The 24,570-nt window shown below is 67.0% G+C and carries 19 protein-coding genes and 1 pseudogene; 11 read left to right on the top strand and 9 right to left on the bottom strand.

From position 1 onward, the window contains the following. Positions 1 to 274: 274 nt before the first annotated feature. Positions 275 to 1,510: a PP2C family protein-serine/threonine phosphatase gene (locus OOK38_RS34450; protein WP_266850086.1), complete on the top strand. Its 1,236-nt coding sequence runs from the start codon at positions 275 to 277 to the stop codon at positions 1,508 to 1,510. Between the two features lie 384 nt (positions 1,511 to 1,894). Here OOK38_RS34450 and OOK38_RS34445 read toward each other — a convergent pair whose 3' ends face one another. After that, positions 1,895 to 3,349, bottom strand: coding sequence for a hypothetical protein (locus OOK38_RS34445; protein WP_266850084.1), 1,455 nt, complete (start codon positions 3,347 to 3,349; stop codon positions 1,895 to 1,897). A 247-nt stretch (positions 3,350 to 3,596) separates the two neighbouring features. Between OOK38_RS34445 and OOK38_RS34440 the strand changes: the two genes are divergently transcribed. From OOK38_RS34440 to OOK38_RS34430, 3 genes are all read left to right on the top strand, one after another. After that, positions 3,597 to 4,433: a hypothetical protein gene (locus OOK38_RS34440; protein WP_266850082.1), complete on the top strand. Its 837-nt coding sequence runs from the start codon at positions 3,597 to 3,599 to the stop codon at positions 4,431 to 4,433. A 136-nt stretch (positions 4,434 to 4,569) separates the two neighbouring features. Then, on the top strand, positions 4,570 to 5,709 hold the full coding sequence (locus tag OOK38_RS34435) for a hypothetical protein (protein ID WP_266850081.1): 1,140 nt from the start codon (positions 4,570 to 4,572) through the stop codon (positions 5,707 to 5,709). 66 nt (positions 5,710 to 5,775) lie between these two features. Next, entirely contained in the window at positions 5,776 to 6,000 is a 225-nt protein-coding gene (locus tag OOK38_RS34430) for a hypothetical protein (protein ID WP_266850080.1), read from the top strand. Positions 6,001 to 6,099: 99 nt separating this feature from the next. Here OOK38_RS34430 and OOK38_RS34425 read toward each other — a convergent pair whose 3' ends face one another. The 3 genes from OOK38_RS34425 to OOK38_RS34415 are packed head-to-tail and all read right to left on the bottom strand — an operon-like array spanning position 6,100 to position 9,036. Continuing rightward, on the bottom strand, positions 6,100 to 7,860 hold the full coding sequence (locus tag OOK38_RS34425) for an ABC-three component system protein (protein WP_266850078.1): 1,761 nt from the start codon (positions 7,858 to 7,860) through the stop codon (positions 6,100 to 6,102). Next, the gene (locus OOK38_RS34420; protein WP_266850077.1) at positions 7,838 to 8,104 is read right to left on the bottom strand and encodes an ABC-three component system middle component 6; all 267 of its coding nucleotides are present in this window, start codon (positions 8,102 to 8,104) and stop codon (positions 7,838 to 7,840) included. Before OOK38_RS34420 ends, OOK38_RS34425 begins: the two co-directional genes overlap by 23 nt. Beyond that, entirely contained in the window at positions 8,101 to 9,036 is a 936-nt protein-coding gene (locus OOK38_RS34415; RefSeq protein ID WP_266850075.1) for an ABC-three component system protein, read from the bottom strand. Before OOK38_RS34415 ends, OOK38_RS34420 begins: the two co-directional genes overlap by 4 nt. A gap of 180 nt (positions 9,037 to 9,216) precedes the next feature. On the opposite strand from OOK38_RS34415, the pseudogene OOK38_RS34410 reads away from it, so the two are divergent. Continuing rightward, positions 9,217 to 9,402: pseudogene (locus OOK38_RS34410) on the top strand (IS5/IS1182 family transposase); the annotation flags it as partial. A gap of 9 nt (positions 9,403 to 9,411) precedes the next feature. Here the strand turns inward: OOK38_RS34410 and OOK38_RS34405 are convergent. The 5 genes from OOK38_RS34405 to OOK38_RS34385 form a co-directional block, all read right to left on the bottom strand. Beyond that, the gene (locus OOK38_RS34405) at positions 9,412 to 9,627 is read right to left on the bottom strand and encodes an e9imm peptide (RefSeq protein WP_266850094.1); all 216 of its coding nucleotides are present in this window, start codon (positions 9,625 to 9,627) and stop codon (positions 9,412 to 9,414) included. A 75-nt stretch (positions 9,628 to 9,702) separates the two neighbouring features. Beyond that, the gene (locus OOK38_RS34400) at positions 9,703 to 10,215 is read right to left on the bottom strand and encodes a hypothetical protein (protein WP_266850073.1); all 513 of its coding nucleotides are present in this window, start codon (positions 10,213 to 10,215) and stop codon (positions 9,703 to 9,705) included. A 19-nt stretch (positions 10,216 to 10,234) separates the two neighbouring features. After that, entirely contained in the window at positions 10,235 to 11,002 is a 768-nt protein-coding gene (locus OOK38_RS34395) for a hypothetical protein (protein ID WP_266850072.1), read from the bottom strand. A 409-nt stretch (positions 11,003 to 11,411) separates the two neighbouring features. After that, positions 11,412 to 16,430 (bottom strand): hypothetical protein, encoded by a 5,019-nt coding sequence (locus OOK38_RS34390; RefSeq protein ID WP_266850070.1) that lies wholly within the window; start codon positions 16,428 to 16,430, stop codon positions 11,412 to 11,414. Positions 16,431 to 17,369: 939 nt separating this feature from the next. Further along, a complete protein-coding gene (locus OOK38_RS34385; RefSeq protein ID WP_266850068.1) occupies positions 17,370 to 19,238 on the bottom strand; it encodes an ATP-dependent endonuclease in 1,869 nt (622 codons plus the stop codon). 352 nt (positions 19,239 to 19,590) lie between these two features. On the opposite strand from OOK38_RS34385, the gene OOK38_RS34380 reads away from it, so the two are divergent. From OOK38_RS34380 to OOK38_RS34355, 6 genes are all read left to right on the top strand, one after another. Continuing rightward, positions 19,591 to 19,845, top strand: a complete 255-nt coding sequence (locus OOK38_RS34380) for a hypothetical protein (protein ID WP_266850066.1) — start codon at positions 19,591 to 19,593, stop codon at positions 19,843 to 19,845. Positions 19,846 to 19,914: 69 nt separating this feature from the next. After that, positions 19,915 to 20,952: a tyrosine-type recombinase/integrase gene (locus tag OOK38_RS34375; RefSeq protein ID WP_266850064.1), complete on the top strand. Its 1,038-nt coding sequence runs from the start codon at positions 19,915 to 19,917 to the stop codon at positions 20,950 to 20,952. Between the two features lie 62 nt (positions 20,953 to 21,014). Then, positions 21,015 to 21,389 carry a helix-turn-helix transcriptional regulator gene (locus OOK38_RS34370; protein ID WP_266850062.1) on the top strand — a complete coding sequence of 125 codons (375 nt, stop codon included), beginning with the start codon at positions 21,015 to 21,017 and terminating at the stop codon, positions 21,387 to 21,389. 149 nt (positions 21,390 to 21,538) lie between these two features. Further along, entirely contained in the window at positions 21,539 to 23,305 is a 1,767-nt protein-coding gene (locus OOK38_RS34365) for a hypothetical protein (RefSeq protein WP_266850060.1), read from the top strand. A gap of 137 nt (positions 23,306 to 23,442) precedes the next feature. Further along, positions 23,443 to 23,679 (top strand): hypothetical protein, encoded by a 237-nt coding sequence (locus OOK38_RS34360; protein ID WP_266850059.1) that lies wholly within the window; start codon positions 23,443 to 23,445, stop codon positions 23,677 to 23,679. 168 nt (positions 23,680 to 23,847) lie between these two features. After that, positions 23,848 to 24,510, top strand: coding sequence for a DUF4328 domain-containing protein (locus tag OOK38_RS34355; protein WP_266850057.1), 663 nt, complete (start codon positions 23,848 to 23,850; stop codon positions 24,508 to 24,510). Positions 24,511 to 24,570 lie beyond the last annotated feature (60 nt).

Genomic DNA, 24,570 nt, shown 5'->3' with positions numbered 1-24,570 from the left:
GTCTCATGAGCCATGGACCCCTTGATATGGACTGGGGCACCTGTGAGCGTCTCGGCTGTGCTGCCCAACAGCGGGGCAGAGGCGGCCACCCCTTCGTCGAGTTCGCGACTGGAGCATTCGCGACGGCCGCGTCAGCGAGTGGACGCCAGGAAACAAACTCACTTCCGTGAACACATAACGCAATGATCTGCACTTATTGTTACTTTTCATGTTTTGACGCTCGCCGTGGTGATTCTCTTGCTGGTAGGCGGGGCGGGTGGAAGGAACTGCGGTCGTGAGTGTTGGGCAGAGTGGACTTCCCCGGTTGCTGACGGCAGCGGAGACAGCGGCGCCGGTGGAGGCGGTGGACGTGATCGCGGAGGACCTGCGGCGGCGTTTCGAGGCCACGAAGGTCTCATTCCTCATCGTCGACCTGACGGGGAAGGCGGTGGCGCGGCTGTCGACCGCCCCAGCGGAGGACGGGCGGGAGGCGGAGCGGATCCCTTTGTTCGGCAGTGTCTACGAGGAGGTGATCCGTACCCAGCGGCTGTATCAGGAGGCGACCGGTCAGGGTCAGCGGGTGATCGTGCCGGTCACCAACCGGGGGGATGCGATCGGGCTGCTGGAACTGCTCCTGCCTGCCGCCCCCGGCGAGGACATCCTTGATGAGGTCGGGGAAGCCGCCCATGTCCTGGCCTATATCGTGATCGCCAACGGGCGTTTCACTGATTTCTACACCTGGGGGAAACGCTCCAGGCCGCCCACCCTCGCGGCAGAGATCCAGTACCAGCTGCTCCCCCTGTCACTGTCGTGCGAGGCCGCGCAGTTCACCCTGTGCGGGAGCCTGGAGCCGTCCGAAAACCTCAGCGGCGACACCTTCGACTACACCCTGGACCGGGACGCGCTGCACGTGTCGGTGACCGATCCCATGGGCCACGACATCGACGCCGCCCTCGCCGCCACGGTCCTGGTGAGTGCCCTGCGCGGCGCCCGCCGCGCCGGAGCCGACCTGGCCGAACAGGCCCACCGCGCCGACCAGGCCCTGGTCGAGCACGGCCAAGGGCACGCCACGGGGCAACTGCTGCGCATCAATCTCCGCACCGGGCGGGCCCAGCTCGTCAACGCGGGACACCCCTGGCCACTGCGCATGCGCGAGGGCGCTGTGGAGGTGATCAACTGCGAGGTGGACCATCCCTTCGGGCTGTCCGAGTTCGCGACCCTCCCCTACCGCGTTCAGGACCTCGATCTGCGCCATGGTGACCGTCTGCTCATGTTCACCGACGGCATGGTCGAACGGCACGGGGAGCAGGTCGACCTGCCCGCCCTGCTGGAGCGCACCCGGGGCCTGCACCCGCGGGAGACCGCGGTGATGCTGACGTCCGCAGTCCGTGACGCTGCCGGCGGCCGGCTCGAAGACGATGCCACCGTGATGTGCCTGGACTGGCACGGCCCCCAGGAGACCCAACGACACGTCAGCTCCGGCGCGGACGCCCAACAAGCCTCAGCCGGCCGCACAAAGCAGCAGCCGTGACCACAGTGCTCTCCTGGACAGTGCCGGGCTGCCGCTGAGTGGCACGCGTCGCGCCTCTTCCTGGAAGCCCGACTTGCCGCCCTTCCCCGGCCGCTGCGGGCGGACCCGAATGAGACATCACGAGGTGTCTGGAGAACCATCGACCTTGATCTCATAGGCCCATGGTCGCGTCGGAAGCTGCGTCACTGGGCGGGGCAGGGCGACATCTACGGGCCACTCCACCCCATCAGCCTGCGCCCCTGCTACGTCGGCCGCCTGCTGGCGACTCCTGCGCTGCCAGCAGGCGGCCCGGGCGGCGCGGCCGCTGCGGTACAGCCGCGCCGCCGCACGACGCGAGCCCAGCCGCGCTGAGTGACCAGGCTCTGAAATGGATCACGCGTGAGATCAGCGTGGCAATGCGTCGAGGTAGCGCCTGATGCCGGAGTCGAGGCGTAGCTTGTCCGGGGTGCCCGGGAACTCGCGGACAGCCTCGAGGAGTTCCCGCTCGGGCCGACCAGTGATCTTGACGTCGATCACGCTCAGGAGCTCGGTCCATTTCGTCCGGGACAGGGGACGCTGCAGCTGGCTTGAGATCTCAGGGTAGGCGAATGCTCGGAGGGCGAGAGACGCCTGATACGGGTCGAACCGGCCGATCAGGTCCAAGTAGATCGGGTCGGCCGCGAATACTTCGCCGTTGCCGTTGGTGAGGAACACCGTGACCAGCGTCTTCACGTACTGCCGGACGAGGTTTTCCGGGACGGACCCGTGCTGTCCCACGAGTTCGGCGAGGCGACGTGCTACTCGCGGTTCGTTGTAGAAGTTGTTCAGGGCGAGGTGCACGTCCATGAGCTCGTCGAGCGCTTCGGCCATCTCCGAGACCTTGACCGCCTCGGGGAGGTAGCTGCCGCCCTGGGCAAGGTCGATGAGTTGGCGGGCGAGGACGGCCTGCGCATGGTCAGCATCGGCCAGGAAGCGTGCGAGTCGAGTGCCGGCCCAAAAGCGGGCGTCCTCGGAGACGTAAGGCCAGAGCTTCGGCCAGAGGTCACGGATGTTGTCGAGAGTGTGCGGCTCGGTGCCGATGGTGGTGTAGACCCCGAAGAGTCCGTAGGCCAGGGTGTCGGCCTTCTCGGCCGGGAGTTCCTTGAAGAAGACGGCCGTCTGCGCCAGGTAGGTGCTGTCCAGTTTCGCGGCCTGGACGTTGACCACGAGCTTCTTGATCTCGGCGACGACGTTGTTATGCGGAAGCGTGATCACCTCGCGGATGCATGTCTCCAGCCAGTCAGCGAGCTGAAGACCGGTCAGTGCCACCTGGTTGGGGTGCGCCGCGCTGGCGTAGTTGCGCATGAACCGGATGTGGTCGACCTGGTGATAGCCGACATCGCTGATGAGCCCGATCTCCCGGGCTCCGTTGAGGAGTTTCGCGTCGTCGAGCTTTATCAGGTCTTCGGCTGTCTTCAGCTCCTTGCGGCGGTTCTCGCTCTTTTCCGCGACGGCATAGAAGTACGAAAGGTCGTAGCCGATCACGCGCTTCCGCAGCTCAATGACCGTTTCGTCCCAGAGGTAGTTGAGCGCCGCGTCGAACAGCCCGACGGAGCCAGCCATGATCATCTTGGCGATGTATGCCGAGCGGGCAAGCTGCTCATCGTCCAGGCCAGCCAGGGCATGCTCGGTGCTCTGCAGCAGGGCATGCCGCTGGTTGAGGGTCACCAGGACGTCCTCGGTCGGCAGTCCCAGGTCACCGAGGCGGGCCAGGATCAGGTCCTGGAAGTCTCGGAGGCCGTCAAGCGCGGTTTGGCGGGGCTCACGTCGGACGACTTCTCCGGAAGCGCTGACGGTAGGCAGTGACTCACTCTCTGTCATGCGGCAAAGAGTAGGTCTCAGATCGCGCGGCCGTCTCCGGGTTTCGCTGACCTGTGGTTGCTCATGCTGGATCGGGTCGATCTTGCAGTCGGGGCGGCGGCGCACCGTGACCTGACCATCGCTGCGGCCCGTCCCGGCGTAGACGCAGTCATGGGCAGCTCACGCCGCCGTGAGCCTATGAAAACCGCTGCCCTTCCGGCGTTTGGCCTGCGAGCATCGGGCAACGGCTCAACCAGGCGAGGAAACGATGGCGAATTTCCAGTTCGGCATGAACGACTACAGTGTCGACGTCCAGGCGCAGCACAACGTGACCTTCACCCCGGGCTGGGACGTACACCGTCTCGCCCTGACCTTCGAGGTGACTGCCCGCGGCAACTACACCGTGGATGCGCCCTTCCTCGCCTCCGGCGACCTCTGGGTACACGAGATGCCCAACCCTGCCAGCTACATCGGCGGCCTCCACGTCCCGAAGGGCCCTGTCGGGCTGAAGCCGTTCAAGATGCAGCTCACGCTGGAGACGACCGTGACGGACCGGCAGCTGCGCGGTCTGGAGAAGCTGCGCGCGGGTGCCGACCTGGTCCTGCGCGCCGAACTCTCCCTGACTGCCCTGGCAGAGACGAAGCATTGGCCTGTCGCCCAGGACCAGGAGATCGTCCGTATCCCGCACGCGACGTGGAGCAACGCCCTCACCCAGCTCGATGCCGGCGCGTTCGTCGACGTCCTCATCCCGGTCACCACCGTGGAGGCCCGGGCCACCGGCGCGCGACGGATCCGCGAGGCGAAGACCGCGATCCGTGACGGACGGTACGAGCACGCCGTTGCCCTCGCCCGAGCGGCCCTCGATCCCGTACGTGAGGCCTGCAACACCCGGAGGGTCCACGACCAGGCGGTGCAGAAGAAGGCCGGGGAACGGGACCAGGAGGAACGCTGGGCGATGCTCACCCAGAGCGCCTACGCGCTCTTTAGCGGCGCACCGCACGACGACTTCGGCACCACCGAGAACTTCACCTGGACTCGCGCCGACGCCATCGCGGCCGTCGCCACCGCCGCCAGCCTGCTCGCCCGGCTGGAAGAACTGCCGTAACGCCCCAGGGACGCACGAGGCTCCACCCGGCTCCGCTTGGCTGGTCCAATGCCACCAGTGCGGCTGCGCCCCCAGCTGGCCGATACCGACAGCACCCGCTCCCCCCACTCTTGCCTGACCGGCGTGTTGGAGGCCGATGATGATCCGAAGCCTGTTCGACCTCGCCCGGAAGATGACGCCGGAAAAGGTCAGCCGCGAGTTCCGCGACTTCAGCGGAGCCCACGCGTACACTGCCGCGCGCCGCCTCATGGACGAGACGTTTGCCGACTTTCCCGACGTCGACCACAGCTTCGTCCGCGAGTTCCAGACCGCAGGCTTCTCCGCTCGCGTCTTCGAGCTTGCCCTCTTTGCCGCCTTGCGCGAACAGGGCAAGGAACTGGACCGCTCCAGCCCCGCACCAGACTTCCTGACGACCGGCGACACTCCTGTGGCCATCGAAGCGACGACCACCAACCCGCCCCAGGGTGAGACGGCCGACGACGAAGACATTGCCGCTGCAGTACGCCGGCTCATCCCCGACGACATGGAGGAATCACAGGCGGAGTTCACCATGCAGATCGGCAAAGCCCTGCGCCGCAAGCTCGAACACCGCGATGCGCAGGGCCACGCCTACTGGGAGAAGCCGCACATCGACGGCGTCCCCTTCGTGATCGCCGTGCAGTCCTTCCATAACCCCAGTGCCCTGATCCATACCGTCAGCTCCCTGGCGACCTACCTCTACGGGATCCGGGACATCCCCACCCGCGACAGCCGCGGCTCGCTCGTGCTGAACTCCCAAGTCGTCATAGAACACCGGTACAAGCACAAGAGCATCCCGAGCGGTCTGTTCGCCCAGCCCGAATCCGAGCACCTGGCCGCCGTGATCTTCACCAACAGCGCCACCGTGTCGAAGTTCTCCCGCATGGGAACCGAACGCGGCTACGGACCGGAAGACGTGGCCATGGCCCGCGTCGGTCTTGCGTACGACCCTGACCCGAATGCGTCCGTGGCCGTGCCTTTCGGCTATGTCATCGGTGACTACGGGCCACAGGACCACGAGACTTTCAGCGAGGGCTTCCACGTACTGCATAATCCGTGGACCCGCACACCCGTCGCAGCCGGTGCCCTGGATGGCTTTACCGAGCATCGTCTTCAGCCAGACGGCAGGACGCTCACCACCATCCGCCATCCCGACTACTACCTCTCCCGGACTTGGATCTTGCAAGGCGAAGACGGCGGAAACCCAGTGCAGACGGCCCGCCGCCGTGTCCAGCAGTACCTGGAAGGCGCTCCATAGGAGAGAAACTGGCGAGGAGCCTGCCCCAACCCGCCGCGTCTTGCTTCTCATGGGAGGCTGCTAGACATGCCCGACCTGCCTTCGCCCGAAGAGATCGAAGCCGCCCGCACGCCCGCCGGCGGTTGGAAGCGCGACCAGCTCGCCGCCTGGGGTGTCCCGTGGCCCCCGCCCAACGGGTGGAAGGACGAGCTGACCGAGCGCTGGCAGGCCGCACGTCAGGATGGGGCACTACCGTCCCCGCCCCGCCCGGTCCCGGCCGACTTCGCACAGGAGGCGCTCGACTTCGGCTGACCCGACGACAGCGAGGCTAGACAGGATCACCCTGCCCGGCCCCGCTGTCCGCTGTCAGCGCGACTGGATCCAGAAGCCGCCGTACGCGACGACTAGGCGCTATGCCTTGCCTGCGGCTTTGAAGCGGAAGCCGAAGAGGCCGCCCTCTTCGTCGTCGGTGAGGCGGGGGCTGCGGATGTGTCGTTCGGGGTTGAATCCTCGTTGGGCTGCGGTGCTGAGGGTGTCGGTGTTGAGGGTGACGATGTATTGCATGCGCTCTTGGTCTGTCACTTCGGCTGCGAGTGCGAGGGCTCGTGCGACCTGTCGTTCGTCGACGCCGTCGTAGAGGTGGCTGTCGTGGATGAGGAAGTCAGGGCCGCGCTCGTGGCGGTGTGCGAGGACGGCCAGGGTGAGGTCGAAGCAGAAGATGACCATGTTGTTGATGCCGCGGCTGTCGTCGGCGTCGATCCGGGGCGTGATGCTCAGGCTGCTGCGGCCGGCCTCGATCGCGAGGTAGGCTTCGCGGCCCTCGCCGTACAGGCGCTGGGCGTACTGGGAGAACAGCAGGATCGCCTCGCCTGTCTGCTGCCGGCGTTCTCGGAGGTCGAGGTCGACGGCCTGTTGCAGTTCAACGCTCTTGGCGGTGATCTGCCGGGCGCTGGCTTCAAGGGCCTGCGCTGCGTCGAAGCGGTGGCGAAGGGCACCGAGAGCGGCCTCTTCTCGGCCCAGGGCCGTCTGTAGAGCGGTCAGCGCTTCCAGCGCTCCACCGTCCGCCAGCTCGCGCAGGAGGCGGGCCTGGTCCTCGCCCAGGTCGGCACGTTCCTGACGCCGGGCGGCCAGGCGTTCGGTGAGTTCCTGGATCTCCTCCTCCAGGAACCTGCGCCGGTTGCGTACGACGGAGTGGTGGAACGCCTTGACGTCCTCGAAGCGACGCCGGACCTGGTCATTGAGGATGACCCCGAGCTCGCGGTAGGCCGGTTCGAGGTAGGACACCTCGACGTCGGTGGTCTCGGTGACCGCGCCCCGGAGTTCTTCAAGGTTGTGCTGGTCGATCACGTCGTCCTGGGCGAGCTGCTTGATCCGGCGGCTTACCTGGTCTGCGCGCTCTTTGAGGCGCTCGTACTCAGGCACCACCTGGAAGGCGGCGACCTGCGCCCGCAGCCGTTCGACCTGTGCCTCGGCAAGAGTGATCTGGCCCCGCAGATCGGCCGTGGACCCCACGATCCGTCCCCATACGGGATCGTTGACGGCCTTCCTCAGCTGGTCTCTGGTCGCCTTGCGGGCATTGAGCTCGCGGTACCCGTTGACCAGTTGCCAGTCGAGCCCCAGGAGGTAGGCCAGGTTCGACGACGCCTCCGCAGCGGGCTGCCGGGAGAACGTCCGGGTCGGCTCGTTGAAGCCGTGAGCGGAGACCCGGCGGATGAGGAACGACAGGAGCGTCCGACCGCTCACCCCGGGATGGTCGCCCTGCAGCCCGAAGAGTTCACGCTCGATGACGCGATTCCACTGATCAACAGACAGCTCGACGTCCTGGTCGTCGAAGAAGAGAGTGTCGGCCGCCACGCCGGATACATCCCGGCTCAGCGACACGACCTTGGGACTGTCTCCGCGCCGTCGTACCTCAAGCGGACTGTCCTGTCCTGGCCAGTCCATAGCCAGGCTGAAGGTGATGTGGCGCAGGGCCCTGTTCGTGGCCAGCGACTTGGAGGATTGGCCTCCCAGCAGGAAGTGAACGAGTTCGATCACGCTCGACTTGCCGGCACTGTTCCGGCTGTCGGTCTCGGCCGACGACGAGGTGGTGTCCGCGACCAGCAGGTTCAGCCCCGGCGAGAACTCCACCGTTTTGAACCGCGCGTCGTCAGCGCTCAGACGGCGCAGCATCCCTACTCCTTGCGACGAGAACGTCCTGGGCCAGCTCCACCGCACCCATGGCGAAGAGGATGTCCAGGGCCAGAACGAACCACTCGAACGATACCGGCGAGGTATGGGCATGATCAGCGCGCCAGCTCTTCAGCCTCGCCCACGCCTGACTGACGGTCCGCGGTTCATCGAGCTGGAGGAGAACCTGCGCGCCGACAGCGAGCAGGCAGCGGTCAGGAGCGAGCCCCTTCGTCGGAGTGATCATGCGGTCAACCCGATGCCCGGCTGCCAGCCGGCGGGCGGCGTCTCGAAGATGTCGCATCGCTCGAAGAAGTGCGCCAGGACAACAAGGGCGGCGCGCAGCACCTTCGGTCGCGGCTGGGCGTTCCCCAGGAAGTACATCTTGAGCTGCCAAAGGACGTCGTCGGCGTCGCTGTAGTCGCGACGCACCTGCTGGTAGTACAGGCGGAAGCCCTCCGCCACCTCGTCGTGCTCCAGCTCGCTTCTGGTGCCGGCGTAGAACGCGTCTATTAGGTAGCTCTGACGCATGCCCCGCAGGAGGTCCTCCCGGTCTCCTCCTTCGATCCGGTTGAAGTCCAGCTTCCCCACTGGCACGTCAGGCAGGGACATCAGAGGGTTGGACTCGGTGCGGATGTCCTGCAGCTGCTTCAGCAACGGGGCCAGGTCCTCCATCCCGATGCCGAAAGTCGTGTCCTTGATGGGGATCTCGCAGCGGAGGACGTCCTCGGCCGCCATCTGATCAAGCTGCATGCACTCGTGCCACAGCCGCCGGGTGCCCATCTGCTCGAATCGCAGCGAAGGCATGCTGTCCCGCGCGCTTGCCAGCAGAGATGTCACTTCCGGATGCACACCCCGCCTGTCGTTGTGAACGAAGACAAAGATGTCGAATTCGCCATTTCGCTTGGAGACCGCTCCAGAGAGGTCTCCGTCGAACTTCTTGCGGATCTTGTCCGGCTTCACGGTCTGCGGTGCGTAGCAGGCGTACAGCTTTCGCGAATGCAGGCTGAGGCCATCGGCCGACCTGTCACCCAGACTGCCAGCCGTGCGCACGTCGAGGAAGTCTGGATAGCGCAAACACATCAGCCGATGGAAGAAGTCCTCGAACTCGTTCTCGTAGAGCTCCGCCATCAACTCGAGGAACTTGACGTGTGCATACATCCGCTGCTCAAACCGCATGAACCCCCCTTGCGCACAGATCCGTCAGCGTAGCTGTGTGTAACTAGATGCAACACCCCTTGATCAGATCCTGTGCTGCTCAAGCCGAGCTTCCGCAACGCGTCCAGCTGCTCCGCGCTGAGCTTGCCGTGCCGGGATGCGGCTATGGAGAAGGCCGACGGTCAGGCCGTCCGCCTGCGTAAACGCTCCCGCGGTGGACGGCCACCCGGCTTCGACCAGGCGCGGTACAAGAAGCGCAACACCGTCGAGCGAGCGATCAACTCGCTGCAGCAGTCCCGGGCCGTGGCCACTCGCTATGACAGGCGCGGCTACGTCTTCCTCGGCACTGCAGCCACCGCGGCTCTGCTTGCCTGGCTTCGGAGTTGAATCCCGACCTCACAACGCGACGGGCCGATATGCCAGAGCCTGATCGACTACCTCATCAGCCGACAGCTCTCGCTCCGGCGGCCAGAAGATCAAGTCGCTCACATGACCGGACGGGCATGCCAGGGCTCTGCCAAGCCTGTCCAGCCAGCCGTCCAGCTCGTCGTCCGAGTCGTAGTCCGCCTGCATGATCAGCTGCACGAGTGCGATGGCTTCCGCACGACTCATCTCCACAGCACTCACTCCGTCCGTCCGCCGGGCCACTCTAATGGGACGCATGAGCCCGGACAGCTCCTGGGCCTGTCAGCCTGGCGAGCGTCCGACCCAGGCCTGGTGAAGGGGGGCGACAAGCGATCGTTGGTTGCGGCGGCCTCTGATGATGCCGACGCGTGTCCTGCCCTCCAGTACCTGCAAGCCGCTCGCTGGCGGGTCGAGCAGCCGGCGGTCGATCAGGATGGGCGGGCGCATCCAGGTTCCGCGCGTTTCCCAGTGCCGGGTGATCTCCGGGCGGCGGACGCTTAGCCAGTGATCCGGGTTGGCGGCGTACTCCTCGATGCAGCCGGTCTCGGATGCGCCGGTCGGCATCTTGCTCAGTTCTTCTGAGCTGATCTCTTCAATCCCCCATACGACCCGGCGCAAGTCGACGCTCTTGTAGTCGCGCACGAAGTGTCCGTAGTCGCCGTGGTCGTAGAGGAACTGTTCGAGGACATCGTCTGGCCAATGGAGTGAGGCGATCACTGGATTCGAGCGGAACTCTTCAAAAGTAATTCCGTTATTGCGGAACTGAGTTGAGGACGCGAGGCCGTCGAGATTCACTCCCACTCATCTCCCGGGATCATGTGGCTTCCGGAGAGGGAAGCTGGATCCCCCTTGTCCGTGAGATCCAGTGGATGCGTTGACGCGGCGGCAGCAGGTTGTATTCCAGGGCGCGCAGTCCGGAGCCTTCAGTCAGGTGGAAGGGCGCGATCATCCACAGGCCCTCCCGGTCCGGTACCGGTTCGACCGGGCAGCCGGTCAGCAACAGGTCCCAGCGGTCTGTGCAGCCGTTGTCCCGGTCGTCCTCCACGGTCACCGTACCGACCACCCTGTGCGCCAGCTCCTGGCCGGCCTGCTTCGCTGCGTAGTTCTCCGAGAGCTCCTTGATGGTGAACTCGCGCTGCAGGTAAACGTCCCGGCTCACCTCGTCAGGCTCCAGGAGGATGACGCCGGCGGCAGCGGGCCGCCGGTCCGCATCGGCCACGACCAGGTCTCCGTCGAATCGGGCCTGCACGCGCCGGTCGCTGAGGTTCTCCAGGACCAGGATCTGCTGCAGGACGAGGCGGTTGGAGCCCTCCTGCTCTGCAGGGAAGTGCCAGGTGTGTCCTGTCGGCCAGGGATTGATCGGCATCCCCATGCTGGTTGCCGCGAGCGGCTCCCACGGAGGGGGGCTGAGCTTGAGGGTGACTTTCGGGGCCTGGGAGTCGAGTCGGCTGCGGATGGCGTCGACGGTCATGAGCTGGCTGACCTTGAGCGATTGGCGGGTGAGGTATCCCTGCCATGCGACGACGCCGAATGCCAAGATGGTGCCGATCGAGCCTAGGGCGACCCAGGAGGTTTCTGACATGGCAGCGATTCTGTCTCCCCAGCCTGGCTGAACACGACCGGATTCGGCCTGAGCTTTCCGAACCACAGGTCAGATACCTCGGGCCGCGAAGTACTGGGCGCCCGGACCCGAGGTGCCGTGCTGCGTGTCGCCGAGGTGCACCGTGGGGAGAGAGACGCAGCCGTGGCGCGCCCGGGCCTGCCGGATGCTCAGGGACGGCCTCGCCGCCCGTCGCGGTCGGAGCGTGCGGGCCGCCTCGGCCGGGCTGCCCACTCTGGGCAAGCATTCCTGAGCCGCGGCTCATGAATCCGGCCGCTGCCGCCGCGCTTTGGATGATCGGGTGGGGTCACAACGAAGTGATCTTGCCGCCAGGAAGCTGCCCGTAGGCAGTTGAAGCTGTGTGAAGAGCCTTCCCGTGCAGTGCTGACGGTTATCGGAGGCTTCTCCGCAGTGCGGTGACGGTTGTTCCCGAGGTCCGCCGCCCCTGCGCGGTGTGGCCTGCGCTCTGGCTGAATTCTCGCCAGGTGAAGGGGTGTTCGGCGGCCACGGTCTGTCGTTCGCCGAGCATTCCCTGGATCAGGCAGTGGCCGATGCGCTGGAGTTGCTGGTCGAGCCATTCTCTGGAGGCGAGGAGGCTGTGGGCCGTGCCGCTTGGACGGTCCCACGTCAGGTACTGCACCTGGAGGTGCCCGTCGGCGTCGTACCAGCAGGGGCGGTCAGGGTCGCGTCGCAGTCCGCTGTCTCTCAGGAGTGGGTCATTGAGCAGCGTCACGGAGACGGGCGCGTCGAGGGAGCAGTCGGAGCTCTGCCCACTCCAGCTGTAAGTCTGATCAGTCGGGATGGCTGTGACGGGTTGTCCGGCGGGGTCCGTAGCGCGGTCGATCCGGCCCTGCGGCTGTGCGGCGAGGGCGCGTTCGAGCCAGTCGTCCTTGCCGTCGGCCGGTCCATCTGCCCACTGCTCTGCGAGGTCGACGAGCGACTCGGCCTGCCTCTTTTCCCTCTTCTTCCGCCACCTGGCGAGAGCGTTGACGGTCTCGGTGTCGGCAGCCGGTCCAGGGGCTGTCTCTGGCGAGGCCAGGTCGTCGTCATCGTCCGAGGCATCGGGGTAGTCCTGAGCGGTTTCATACTCTTCATGCTCGAATGTGCTGACGTGCCAGGAGTCCGGTTCGGGGTCGGTCCATGGACCGGGCACGGTGGGGAAGTCGGCGAAGAGGAGACTATGGCGGTCGGGACCGTCGGGCATCATCCGGTGCGTGAGGGCACGGCCTTCAAGCCAGGTGAGCAGACTGGTGAACTGATCGTCGGACACGATCCAGCTGTGGATGCGGTGCCACTGCTGAGCTTGTCCGTGGGTGGCGCTCCATCCGCGGCCGTCGTGGTCATCGGTGGCCTGTTCGTAGAGCACGACCCATTCCTTGCCCTGGCTGTCGGTTCGTACACCCAGTTCATCGAGGTCGGGCAGGCTGCCACGATGGCTGATCCACTCGTCGATGCCGTCTGCGTCAGGTAGCGCCGGGACGGGCGGTGCCAGAGGATGCGAAGGGTCGGCGGGCGCAAAGGTGGCGTTGTCGGCTTCGGTGTTCCCGATTTCGTCGTCAGCACCGGCGAACGGGTGCCGGGCCGGGGGAAGGGAAGGATCGATGTCGAGCAACGACAGTCGTGCTGCTCCCGGGTATTCGGCCGGGTCGTGCTCACCGGTCCGATGGGGGTGTCGGTGGTTCGCCAGCCGCTCCATCAATTCGTGGAGAGCCATCCACTGGTACTTCTTGCCGATCCGTTCGCCCTTGTGGGACTGGCGGGAGCCGGACAAGCGTCCCTGGGAATTGTCGAATTCTGCGAAGAGTTCGGGCGACCAGCCCAAGCTGGCGACACGGGCGAGCACCCACCTGGCGGCCCACTCCGCGTCCACTTGGGCATCGGCGAGGCGTTCGTCCATGGTCGGCGGCACCCGGCAGTCCTGCAGCAGCGCGTACTGGTCCTGGTCGAGGACTTGCCTCGCCTTCCACCCGGTGAGGAGCTGCTCGACGGCGGCCGGCGTGCTCAGAACTGGCCGGACGGACTCCGGGAGACTTTCCGCGAAGGCCGGGATGCGGGCCGGGTCCACCACGACAGGATCATTGCGGCGTTGCCACGATGGCCGCTGGGGATATTCGGACGCGAGCGGCAACATGCTGAAGTGGTGGACGGCCGGCCGGACCTCGTAGTCCGCGAAGTCTCCCAGTGATGACAGGGACGAGCGAACCGATCCCCACAGTGACTCGTTCTGCTCCCGCCGGGGGAAGAGGACGTCGAGATCCTCCTTCGCAGGAGCCTGCCCGACCTCGGGACAGGCGTGCGGATGCCTGACCGCGCCTGCTTCGTCGCCGGTGATGGCCCCAGTGCCGTGCGCCATGGTCACGATGCGGGTGGCCGCGTCGCACAGCAGCGCGTTCCGTGAGGCGTGTGCAGGCGAGGCGATGTCACCGTAGAGGTACTCGAGGAGCCGCCGCGCGACCTGTCCGAGGAGGTCGTGCTGCTCCTCGCCCATGCCGCGCCGGGCCACCACCCCGTAGGCGACCCACACCAGGCGCTCGAAGAGGTAGGGATCGGCGACCTTCTCGACGTCCTCGTGCAGGAATCTGTCCAGGAGGGACACCAGAACGTCCCCGTGGCCCAGGAGCAATTGCACGAGGGCTTTGGTCGCCCGGTCCCGCAGGAACCGGTTGGAAGACGTGAGGGTCCACACCAGCGTCGTCGCCGCCAACCGGACGACTTCCTTATCGGTGGCGCCACGCGCTGTCACAGGCCAGCGCGTGCGGTCCCCGAGTCGCAGCCGACCCGGACGGGACGCCGGGTGCAGAGCATGCGGGGTTGGGTACTGCTCGGCCCAGCGCAGCAGCCGGTGCAGCGCCGTGACGTCCCACAGCATCGCGTAGGTCTCGACGCCCCACCACGCGTCGCGTTCGGGCCGCGGCCTTCGCACCAGCACTCGGTGGAGACGGTCGGCGTTCAGCAGATGTCCCGGCTCCGCGGTGACCGCCAAAACGGCCTCCAGTACGTCGGCAGTGCGTCCGTGACGGGCGGCCGTCTCGTTGAGGAGCGCGATGGTGCGTTCGTTGACGCTTCGTGTGCTGCGCAGAGGAAGCGTTTCCAAGAAGCTCCGGGCCAGCCGGTAGCCCTGCGTGTCCGCGCGGCGGCCGGGCCCGGCGGTGCCCGTGGCCGGCAGGGGAGGGCACGCCAGCAGGTCGATGAGTTCTGTGCCGGCCTGCTCGGGCAGGAGAATCGATGCGGCTTCCTGATAGTTCGGGGCGGCCCCGCGCAGCCAGCTCCGCAAAGGGGAGTCGGCGTCCAGCGGTCGGCCCTCACGCAGCGAGTCGATCTCGTCCTGGTGGGCAGCGAAGACGGACCGCACGACGCGGTCGTCGCCGAACGCCTGGTACGGGAAACCGATGCCGATGCCTTCCGCGGCCTTGTAGGTCCGCTCGTTGGACACGATGCCCTGAGCGAGGACTTGACCGAGCATGGTGTCCGGCCACGCCGTGGCCGCTGGAGCGTAGGCGTCGACAAGGGCACGGGCTTCATCACGCGGAAGCACGGAAAGCCGCGCGGCGGCCATGCGTGAGGCAAGGGCGTCCACCGCACGGTGCACGGGCCGATCGAGAGGATCCAGCCCAAGACGGCTGCAGATTGTCTCTGCCCGATGATCCACATAGGCATCGAACACCGCGCTGCGGTCACGCGGATGGCCGCCCGAGCCAGCCGCGCCCCGCTCCTGGCTCTTGCTCAGACTGTCCGCATACAACTTCACGAACAGCGGATTGGTGAAGACCGAGGCAAGCAGGGGAGTGTTAGGAAGAGCAGCCGGATTGCCCCGAAGGTAGCTCTCGAGACCTTCCATCTCCCGTCCGGCGAAGCCGGAATGCACCGAAGCCGGCCCATCGAATCGATCAGGTACCACCAAAGACCTGAAGGTCGAGCGGCAGGACACCACCAAAGCGATGTGCCGGTAGCCGGCCAGATGCCCCTGAAGAGCGAGCAGCTCACTCTTCCAGTTCCCGGCATCGTCGGAGTCGTTGAGGGCGTCAATGATCAACAGGAAGCGGCAGCCGCTGGCCGCGCCAGCGGCGTCCATCGCCTGAAGGAAGTCCCGCTCGGGAAGGGGGCCCAGCCCGCGTTTCTGCGCGATCTCACTCAACGTGTTGTGCCCGCTGAGCTCCTGCCCGAACACCACCAGCGCCGGCCTGCCATCGTCCACGGCCCTTCGCGCGGCGTCGACCAACAAGTGCGTCTTGCCCTGCCCGGCTTCCCCCAGCAGCAGCCACGCTCGCTCCTGCGCTGCCTTCGCAGCCACGCCCTGCATCAGGTCCTCCACCCGCTCACAGGCTCTGCGGGCACGAGACAGAGCACCCTCGCACAACGCCGCCACGCTCTGCGATGCCGTCACCGGGCCACCCCTGCCCGGCTGCGGCACAGGTGCTGCAGAAACCTCGGCGTTTTCGGGCAGTTCCCCGGCGAACCGATCGACCAGGTTCCTGAATTCACCCAGCCGCTCCAGCATGTCCCCAGCCACAGCAGCCGCCTGCTCGGCCGGGAAACCGGACGTCGCCGATACCGCGGACAGGTCTTGGACCAAAGTCTGCACGCCCTCCCGCAACGGAAGCGTCCACGAGAGCACCCACTGCGACAGCGCCTGGTGCGTCGGGCAGCTGTCCGGCGCGGGATAGCGGCTATGCCACGACGTCATCTCGACGAGGAAAGTCTCAACGGCGGCCCGCAGATCCCGGGCCCGCTGGACGCCCTGGCGCAAGAATTCCTGCGGCAGGGCGCACGCATCCGCCACCTGAGCAAGCGGCAATGCCACATGATGCTCGGGTGTGTACCGCGACTCGGCCAGACGCTCAGCGAGCGTGACCTGTTCCCGGAACCACTCGCTGCCCAGCGCGCGCCTTTCGAAGAAGAACCACTGACGTCCCTCATTTCCAGGCCGGGTCAGCCGTTCCAGCAGCTCACCACCACCGACGTAGCAGATGTCGACGTCGGCGAGACCGGGCAGCTTCTCCTTCCACGTGGCGACGTTTTTGTTCCACCGCTCCCTTGCGCCGGTGCGTGGCCTTCCACGCGGGGTGACAGGGGTGGGGTCGGAAAGGTCGAAGGGCGTCAGGAACTCAAGTCGGACGATCTTCCTGTTCGCGATGTTCTCGCCCACCGTCGCGGCGCTCTTCTTTGCCTGAGGGATCAAGTCTTCGATGCTGTGGACGAACTTGACCTGGTAGCCGTGCGCGGCGCTGCCGTCGGGGGCCTGGTCGTACCATTCGACGCCGCCGTCCGGAGCAGCGGTCTTGATCGTCTCCCAGCCCGGAGGCGCCGGCGTGCGGAGCTGGAAGCACAGTTCTTCAAAGGCACGATGCTGGCTTCCGTCCCATTCCCGGATGCTCTGCCAGTTGTGGGCCCTGCTGTTGTTCGCTGTCACTGCCGCCCTCTGACCGTTCTGCCGCCCCACGGGCGCATCAGATTCCAGCCTAAAGGGCCGTAGTGACACACGAGGTCCTCCGCTGCCGGTGGGGTGGGGCAGGTCGGTGTAGGCCAGATGCAAGCGCCGCTGCGGCCCGTGTCGTGCGGACGGTCATGATGCCGGTGACGGTGCTGGCCTTGAACTGGTCCGCAACGCGGTGCAGAAACGACCACCTCACCCGCCAGCGGTACCACCCGCAATACCGCGACTCCGCCCGACTCCCGTCCACGGTCCGCTCGGAATCGGCGACACCTGTGTCGCCACCCATCTTTGCCGCCTCGACCGGCTCCGCTCCCAGCGTCCTCGACCTGTGCACCTTCGAACCCTCACGCCGTGTCCGCGCTGCGCTCCTGACGAGTAGCCCCGCTACGCGACCCCATGACGCACGTTCGACAGACTTGAACGGTTTGTCGGTCCATCGAGTAATGGGGATAAGAGAAGACCGATCGACGACCGTCGGCCCCCCACCCAGAGCAGCGCCCCAAGTCCCAGACACGCAAGCCAGGGCCTTGACCCGTGAGTGAACGGGAGCACGCCTGAAGAGCGGCCCTCGGGGAGATGTCGGAGAGTGGGGAGTCACTGGCCGTCTCCGGGCTCGTCGCTACGTCGTTGCGGTAGGGAGACCAGGCGGCGGGGTGATGTCAGTGGTGGCGGGCAGAATGTGTTCAGGGGAAGGAGTGGCAATGTCCACTAAGGGGTCTGACCTGCGGATACCTGCGCCCAGCGGTTGCCGCTGGTGCGGGGTTGATGAACGCGAGCATATGCAGCGGTGGAAGCCGCCGGTGGGGTGGCACGAGTGGGTAGCTCCGACATTGGAGCAACGCAAGGAGCGAATGCGGGCGCGTCGCCGCCAGCGCCCTTCCGGGGCTGGCGGCGGCCAGGCCATGCGAGGACGTCTCAGGCTGCTAGCTGTCTGAGTTGTTCGAAGACACCTCGCAGCTGGTCCGGCACATCGTTCTTGTCGTCCAGGGCCATGGCCAGCTCGTACATCATCTCGGGCTTGCCGCCGGGACCGGTCTCGCTGTGCGCTTGCAGCATTTCCTGGACTGATTCGCTGAACTTGCCCTCGCCTCGAAGGGCAGCGAAATCGTCAGGCTGCCAGATGCCATCGGTCTTGGCCCAGATCTTGTTGCCGACACGGGCCCACACGTCGTCGAGGAAGAGTTCTTCGAGCTCGTTGTACCTCTCCTGCTGCGGGTCGTCATCCTCCGGTTCACCGAGGAACTTCACGTAGCGGCTGGCATAGGCACCGAAGAACTCGGTGAGCTTGGGAGTCTTGAAGATTCCCTTGCGCACGTTGCGGCTGTCGGCGTCGACCACCAGCATGATCGTGCGCCCCTGCTTGGCGAGGTAGCGGGCCAGGTGCAGGGCGCCTTCGTTGTTGAAGCAGGCCCACAGGGCGATGCCGGCTGCCTGTAGCGACAGTCCCTCGCACAGCCGGAACAGCAGCGGGAAGGCGCGCTGTTCGGTCTCGCCTTCCACTGCCAGGAAGCAGCGTTCGTGCAGCAGTACCGAGTTCCGCAGCCCGACCGCGGCTGCAATCTTCCCCAGGTGTTCGTCGATCGCATCGCCGAGAAGCCCGGTGCCGAGCCGTTCCACCACGGTGCGGTGCTTCTCCAGCTTCAGGTGCACCACGTCGGAGATGTCGACGCCGTCGATGAGGTTCATCGAGTGGGTTGCCACCAGCACGCTGACGTTGGGGATATCGCTCTGCGTCCGGATCAGTTGCATGATCTTGCGCTGATGGGTGTAGTCGAGATGGGTGTCCGGTTCGTCGTACACCACGATCGTTTGGACCGGCGGCGGTTCGGGCGCCTTGTCACCCGTGCTCGCCGTGGGGGTGGTGCCTTGTTCTTCTGCCAGCAGTTCGCTCGTCCATTCCCAGATGGCCAGCGAGATACGACGGTTGCTGCCCAGCCCGGTGCGATCCAGCCCCACCGCTTCGCCAGCACGTCGTGCCACACGCAGTGGCGCAGCCCGGAACCCCTGCTGGAAGGAGACGTCAGGCTCGACGGAAACCTTCTGCAGGTCCGGACAGCGCATTTCGATGTGCTCGCACAAGGACTTCGCATCGATACGCAACCGGTCCTGGACCTCGCCCTCGATTGCGGCGAGCCTGCCCTTGAGCTCTGGATCGGCCATGTAATTCTGGAATCGGCCGACCAACACAGTCTTGACGGCATCATCCGGCTTCTTGCTGTCGAACGGCAGATATCGAGGCATGCGCTTGTCGAGACCGGCCGGCGCACCCACCCACCCGTCCGAGTCGGAATGGTCACGCCCGTATTGACGCAGAGCCCGCTCCAGGTCCGGCTTGCGCATGGAACTGGGTGAAAGCCCGAACTCCTTCACCAGGTCTTTCAACGCTGGCGCGAGACACTGAGACAGGTCGAGCAGCCGCTCATCAGCCGGAATCCGCTCCCAGACCTCCAGACGAGAAGCCAGGTCTTCACCGGAACAGCGTCGCAGCCGTACCTGTGCGGGCAGATCGAACTGTTCCTGCTCCCAGGCGTCCAGAGTGAACGCCCCCTCGACACTGCTCTCCTCGCACCGCACCGGAGCCGAATCCTCGTCTCCGTCGATGGTCAGATAGGTACGGTCGTCCTCCGCTAGCGGATGCTTACCGAGCAGGAAGGCCAGAGCGTCCAGCAAGGCGCTCTTGCCCCCATCGTTGTGCCCGGCAAGGATCGTGGGCTTCCGGACTGGGATGTCTGCGACCTCGGTCAACGAGCGAAAACCACTCACGCTAAAGCTGTTCAAGTGCACTGCGCGATCGCTCCAACTTCCGCGCCGATGCCCCTTTGCGAGCCCACAGCCTCTGCCAAAGATGCCTGGCGCTTTGTCCCCAACCCCAGCCGACTCATCCTAGAGCGTCCAGCGCACAACCATCCTCAGTCTCACCGAACCCCACCCGCAAGCCGCTACGCCCCCTGCACGCCTAGTTCCTGCAGCGAGGTGCGCTGTTCTATATAAGTTCGATCCGCCTCGCGCGGGCGTTCGAGACCAACACGGGCTGCAGGTTGTGGAAGGCAGAACGCGTCGGTGTCCTGCGGGGCGGCCTGCGCGATGGATTGAACGTCGCGTCCCGCCATCAGGCCTGGGTCGGACATGCCCGAGAGTGAGCGACGCCAAGCGCACCACAGAACCCCAGCTCGTGCGATCGCTGTTCAGCGTGGGTGAAGGACTCGACGGTGACCGTGCCGTCGTCATTCATACGGGCCTTGTCAGCGAGCTGGGCCAGGATCTGCTCAGGGATAAGGCCGGCGTGGGCGGCAATAGCCCCGAGCTTTCGGCTGGTGTCGGCTACGTAATCGGTCCGGTTCGCTCGGGTGTGGTCGCTGCTGGTCAGAGCACGGGTCCCGCAGGTCAGTGATGTGGTCGGTTCTTCAGCATCTGTGAACTTCCCTCGGGAACTGGGCCGGTGGGGTTTCACGCTGGGTGGATGAGCGCTGATCTGCGGGCGGGCGGGATGCCGTGGGTGGATGAGTTCGTGCTGGCGCTGGCGGCGCGGGGGGTGACGGACCGGTGGATTGTTCAGCAGCGGGTGTGGGTCGAGCAGCTGCTGGCTTTCGCCGCCTGTCCGGTGTGGGAGGTCCAGCCCGGGGACGTGGACGGCTGGCTCGTCGCGGCCCGCGAGCGGGGGACAGGACCGCAGACGCGGGGGCAGATGGCCCAGGCCGTGTACCGGTTCTACGCGTTCGTCGAGACCCGCTACGGCGGGTGGATCCGTGAGACGGCGGGCTGGCCGGTGGTGTGTCCGGTCGATGAGTTCAACCGTCCCCGGCGCCTGGCCCGGGTCGGAGTCCGTATCCCGCCCTCTCCCGGCGAGATCGAGTCCCTCTTCCAGGCATGGCGGGCCCAGCTCCCGCGCACGGCCGGTGCCGGGTTTTTGGCGGCGGCGCGGGACTATGTGGCGGCGTCGTTGTGGCGGCGTGTGGGCCTGCGGATCAACGAGACGGTCCAGCTGCGGGTGGGGGACTGGTATCCAGGCTCGGGTGCGTACGGGGTCCTGCATGTGCGGTGCGGGAAAGGGGCGCGGGGCAGCGGACCCCGGCAGCGGCTGGTGCCGGCCATCGACGGAGTGGACCGGCTGCTGGGGTGGTGGCTGACGCAGGTGCGTCCGCAGTTCGGTGACGAGCCCGCCGGCGGGCAGGCCGTGCTGCTGCCCAGCCGCCTGCACACCCTCGATGGCGGGCGGCGTCCGGCCTGCGCGGTCACCCTGCGCGACGGGCTGGCGAGGGCGGTCGCACAGTGGCTGCCGGCCTGGCAGGGCCGGCTGACCCCGCACCCGCTCAGACACTTCTGCGCCTCCCATCTGTATGCCAGTGGGGTGGGTCTGGAGGCGGTGGGGGCGTTGCTGGGACATCGGTGGCTGTCGACGACGGCCCAGTACGTGCACGTGCCCGCCGAGCGGATCGAGCGGTGCTGGCAGCAGGCCAACGACCGCCTCACCGATCGCCTGCTGGGCCCCGGCCCGTAGGCCGCAGACGGCGGGTGGCGGGGCGGGATCGAAGAGGCGAGGGAGAGGGAGAGGGCGGCAGGGTGCGGTGGGAGTTGCGGCTGCGGGCGGCCGAGCGGGGCGTGTTCAAGGCGGTCGAGATGCGCCGTCTGCTGGCGCAGGCAGGGCTGCGTATCAGCGCGGGCAAGATGTCGGCCCTGTGGTCCACCACCGTGGCACCGGTGTCGATACGGCTGGACGACCTCGAGGTGTTGTGCCGTGTGCTGCGCTGCGATCCGGCCGGACTCCTGGTCCTGGAGCAGCCACCCGACCCGTTGGCGGGCGGCTGGATCACCGCCGCCGCCCCTCCCGATATGGCCGGCCCGCATCCGGCCGGTGAAGGCGCACCGCCCGGCACGGAAGACGCCGGGTGGAGCGGGCAGGCGGGGACAGTGCGGTCGTCGCTGCCGCTGCTGTGATGCCCGCAAACCCGGGCCCCGCCTCCGCAGGCCCGCCCACTGGGCGCGGGCAGGCGGGCCGCAAAGGCCGCTCCCAGGCAAAGGAGTTGAAGGAATTCGTGCGCAGCCGTGGCCGCCCCCGATTGTGTCCCGGCTGCGGGGTGCGGCCGGTGGCCTTCACCGTGCCGAGGATGGACGTCTGCTTCGTCTGTCTGCCTGGCGGCCCGCACACCCCGCCCCCGTGCACGGTCTGCGGCCGCAGCGGCTTCTTCTTCCACCAGGGTCTGTGCACCGCCTGCCATCCCTGCTCGCCCGAGCGGCGGGATGCGTGCCCGGACTGCTACGCCTGGGGGACCAGCGCCGCCTCGCGATGGCGGTGCTGGGGATGTCTGGCCTGGCACCGCAAGTTCTCCCGGAAGGGACCAGGCGGCCCCTGTACGTGGTGCCAGCGCCCGGTCGCCGTCAACCAGGACCGGGTGTGCCGGATGTGCTGGCTGCAGCGAGCTCGGCTGCGCCGCGCGACCGGCAACCTGCACCTGTCCTACGCCGCCGCCCTCGAGGACGGCTGGGTGCAGCTGTCTTTCGCCAACACCCGCCCGCAGGAACGCCGTCCCGCCCGAGCCGGATCCCGGCCGCCCCTGGGAGGCCGTCCTGCAGAGTCGTCCACCGCAGAGCCGTCCACCGCGGCGTCGCCGGCAGCCTTGGTGCCGTTCGGCCACCGGCAGCTGATTCTGTTCGAGCCTCCGCCCCGCAGGTTCGCCGCCGCGGGTGGTCTCCCGCGTGATCTGGTCCTGGCCGCATGGCTGGACCAGGAACTGGCGGCCTGGGCGTCATCACGCGGCTGGTCCCGTTCCACCCTGGCCCGGGCCCGGCGGGGCCTGCGGATCCTGCTGGCGGTGCAGGACACTCCCGGCGCCCCGGTCCCGGTGACCCTGATCGACCAGTTGGCCGCGACCGACGTACCCACCCGGCTGCTGCAGGAGTTCCTGACCGCCCGCGGCTTCACCGAGGACGACCGCACCCCCGCCATCGACGCCTGGTTCACCCGGAACACGGCCCACCTGCCCGAGCCGATGGCCGGCCAGCTCGCCCACTGGCTGGCCCTACGCCTGCACGGCAACAACTCCCGGCCCCCGCGCAGCCGGCCCCGCTCCGCGATCACGGTGCGCCACCAGCTGCTTTTCGCGCTGCCCGTCCTGACCCGCCTCGCCGACTCCGGCATCCGCGACCTCGCCGACGTCACGGCTGGCCAGCTCCGCACGCGGCTGGCTGCCTGCCGCCTGACGGGCAGCGACCACACCCACACCGCCTCGGGCCTGCGCGCGGTGTTCACCGCCCTGGCAGCGCAGCGCATCATCGCCTCCAACCCGGCCGTCCACCTCCGCGTCGGTACCCCCGCTCCGACCATCCCCCTGCCCGCCGACCTCGCCCCGATCCGCCAGGCGTTGACCTCTCCCGACCCTGCGCGCGCCGCCGTCACCGCGCTGCTGGCCTTCCATGCCGTGCGGGCGAGCGAGATCCGTGGGCTGACCCTTGACGACGCCCGCCGCAGTCTCGGCGACGGCCTGCTGTCCCTGCCGGGCCGCACCGTCCGCCTGGCCCAACCGGTGCGTGTACGCCTGGCCGCCTACCTCACCCACCGCAGCCAGCGCTGGCCGCACACCGCCAACCCGTACTTCTTCGTCACCCACCGCAGCGCCCTGTCCACCGGGCCGGTCAGCCGCCCCTGGCTGTACCGGCATTACCCCGCCTCCAGCCACCTCCTGCGTGACGACCGCATCATCGACGAAGCCCAGACCAGCGCAGACGCACGGATCATATGCGAGCTGTTCGGCCTCACCTTCACGCCGCCACCCGCTACACCCGCCCCTACCGGGACACAGCCATCGAACGCGGGTAAGAAGCGGAGCTTCGTTCCTCAGCGCCTCAACGGGTGAGTGGCCGTACGGCCCTTGAAACGCCAGCCCCCACGCCGACGCCACAGGGCCGGCCCGTCGGTGAGCGGAACTCTGCTAGGAGCTCCTCACCGAGGCAGAGCTGGAGCTGGCTGGCTGGCTGTCGCGGCGAGGCAGCCGTGGCCGAGGCCGTCCTTGACATCAAGCGGCACCAGATCGCGGTGATCGAGGCGGACGTACGGGTGCTGCAGCGCCGCCAGCGCGCCCGCCAGTGCATGCGGACCCGCCGTGCCCGGCGCGGCCGTGCTCTGCGCGGTGCCCGGACGTGCACGCGTATCGCGCTGACGGCTTTTGGCTGCTACGACGACTCGATTGCCTTCGTCTTCTCCTGGTGGTCGCGGGATGGGCGGTCGTAAGGATTCGGCGTTGCCCGCCAACGTTCGTGCCTGTTGTGTCAGCCGTTGATGTCAGCTCCTTGTTGCGGTCTTGACCTGCAAAGACGCTGTTGCATGCGCTTCCCCGAGGGTTAAGATCCGCTGCCGACCTGCGGGAAGTCCGAACGGGCGGTCTCCAGGAGGTGTGAAGTGTCCGGATCGATCAGGGTGCCGCGCGGGCAGGCCCGGTTCGCCTCCGGCGCCCTCGCCGCGTTCGCGCTGGTGACCCTCGCGGCCTTGCTGGCAGCGTGGCAGAAGTACCAACTGCTGGCCGGGCCCCTGGCGTCGGGGCCTTACGTCGACAACCCGTTGGTCGAGGTCGATACGTATTTCAGAAACCTGACGGGCTGGCGGACCGCTCTGCTCGTTATGGCTCTGCTCCAGTTCAGCCTTTGGCTCGCCACCATGCGCGACGTCGCGGATGTGCTCTGGCGCAAGGGGCAGCGCCGGCGCAGGGCGTGGCTGGTTTTCGGGTGGGTGATACCGGTGGCGCAGCTCTTCGTACCCAAGATGTTCGTCAACGACCTGTGGGCTGCCAGCCGACCGGAACCGCAGCGTCGTCGAGGGCATCCTCTGCTCACGGCATGGTGGCTGTCCGTCCTCATCGCGGCTAATGCGTACGGCGGTGCCTCCGCGGATCTGAAGAAGGCTGTCAGTGCTGCCCAGGCTCGTCATGCCCTGCGGCAGATCATGTTCAGCGACGGTCTGGACATCTGCGCCGCGGGGCTGTCGATCGTCGTCATGTGGCAGCTCATGCGCAGGCTGGAACGCGCCTCCGCGATAGCGCCCGCTGAGGTCCAGACGGCGGGTTAAACGACATCCAGAAGGCCCCTGAGCACACACAGGCCCACGCGGTCGGTGGAGTCCTAATGG

This window comes from Streptomyces sp. NBC_00568, from assembly GCF_026341855.1.
Classification (GTDB): Bacteria; Actinomycetota; Actinomycetes; order Streptomycetales; family Streptomycetaceae; genus Streptomyces.
The sequence above is the reverse complement of the archived record's forward strand: the minus strand, read 5'-3'. Positions and strand labels throughout refer to the sequence as shown.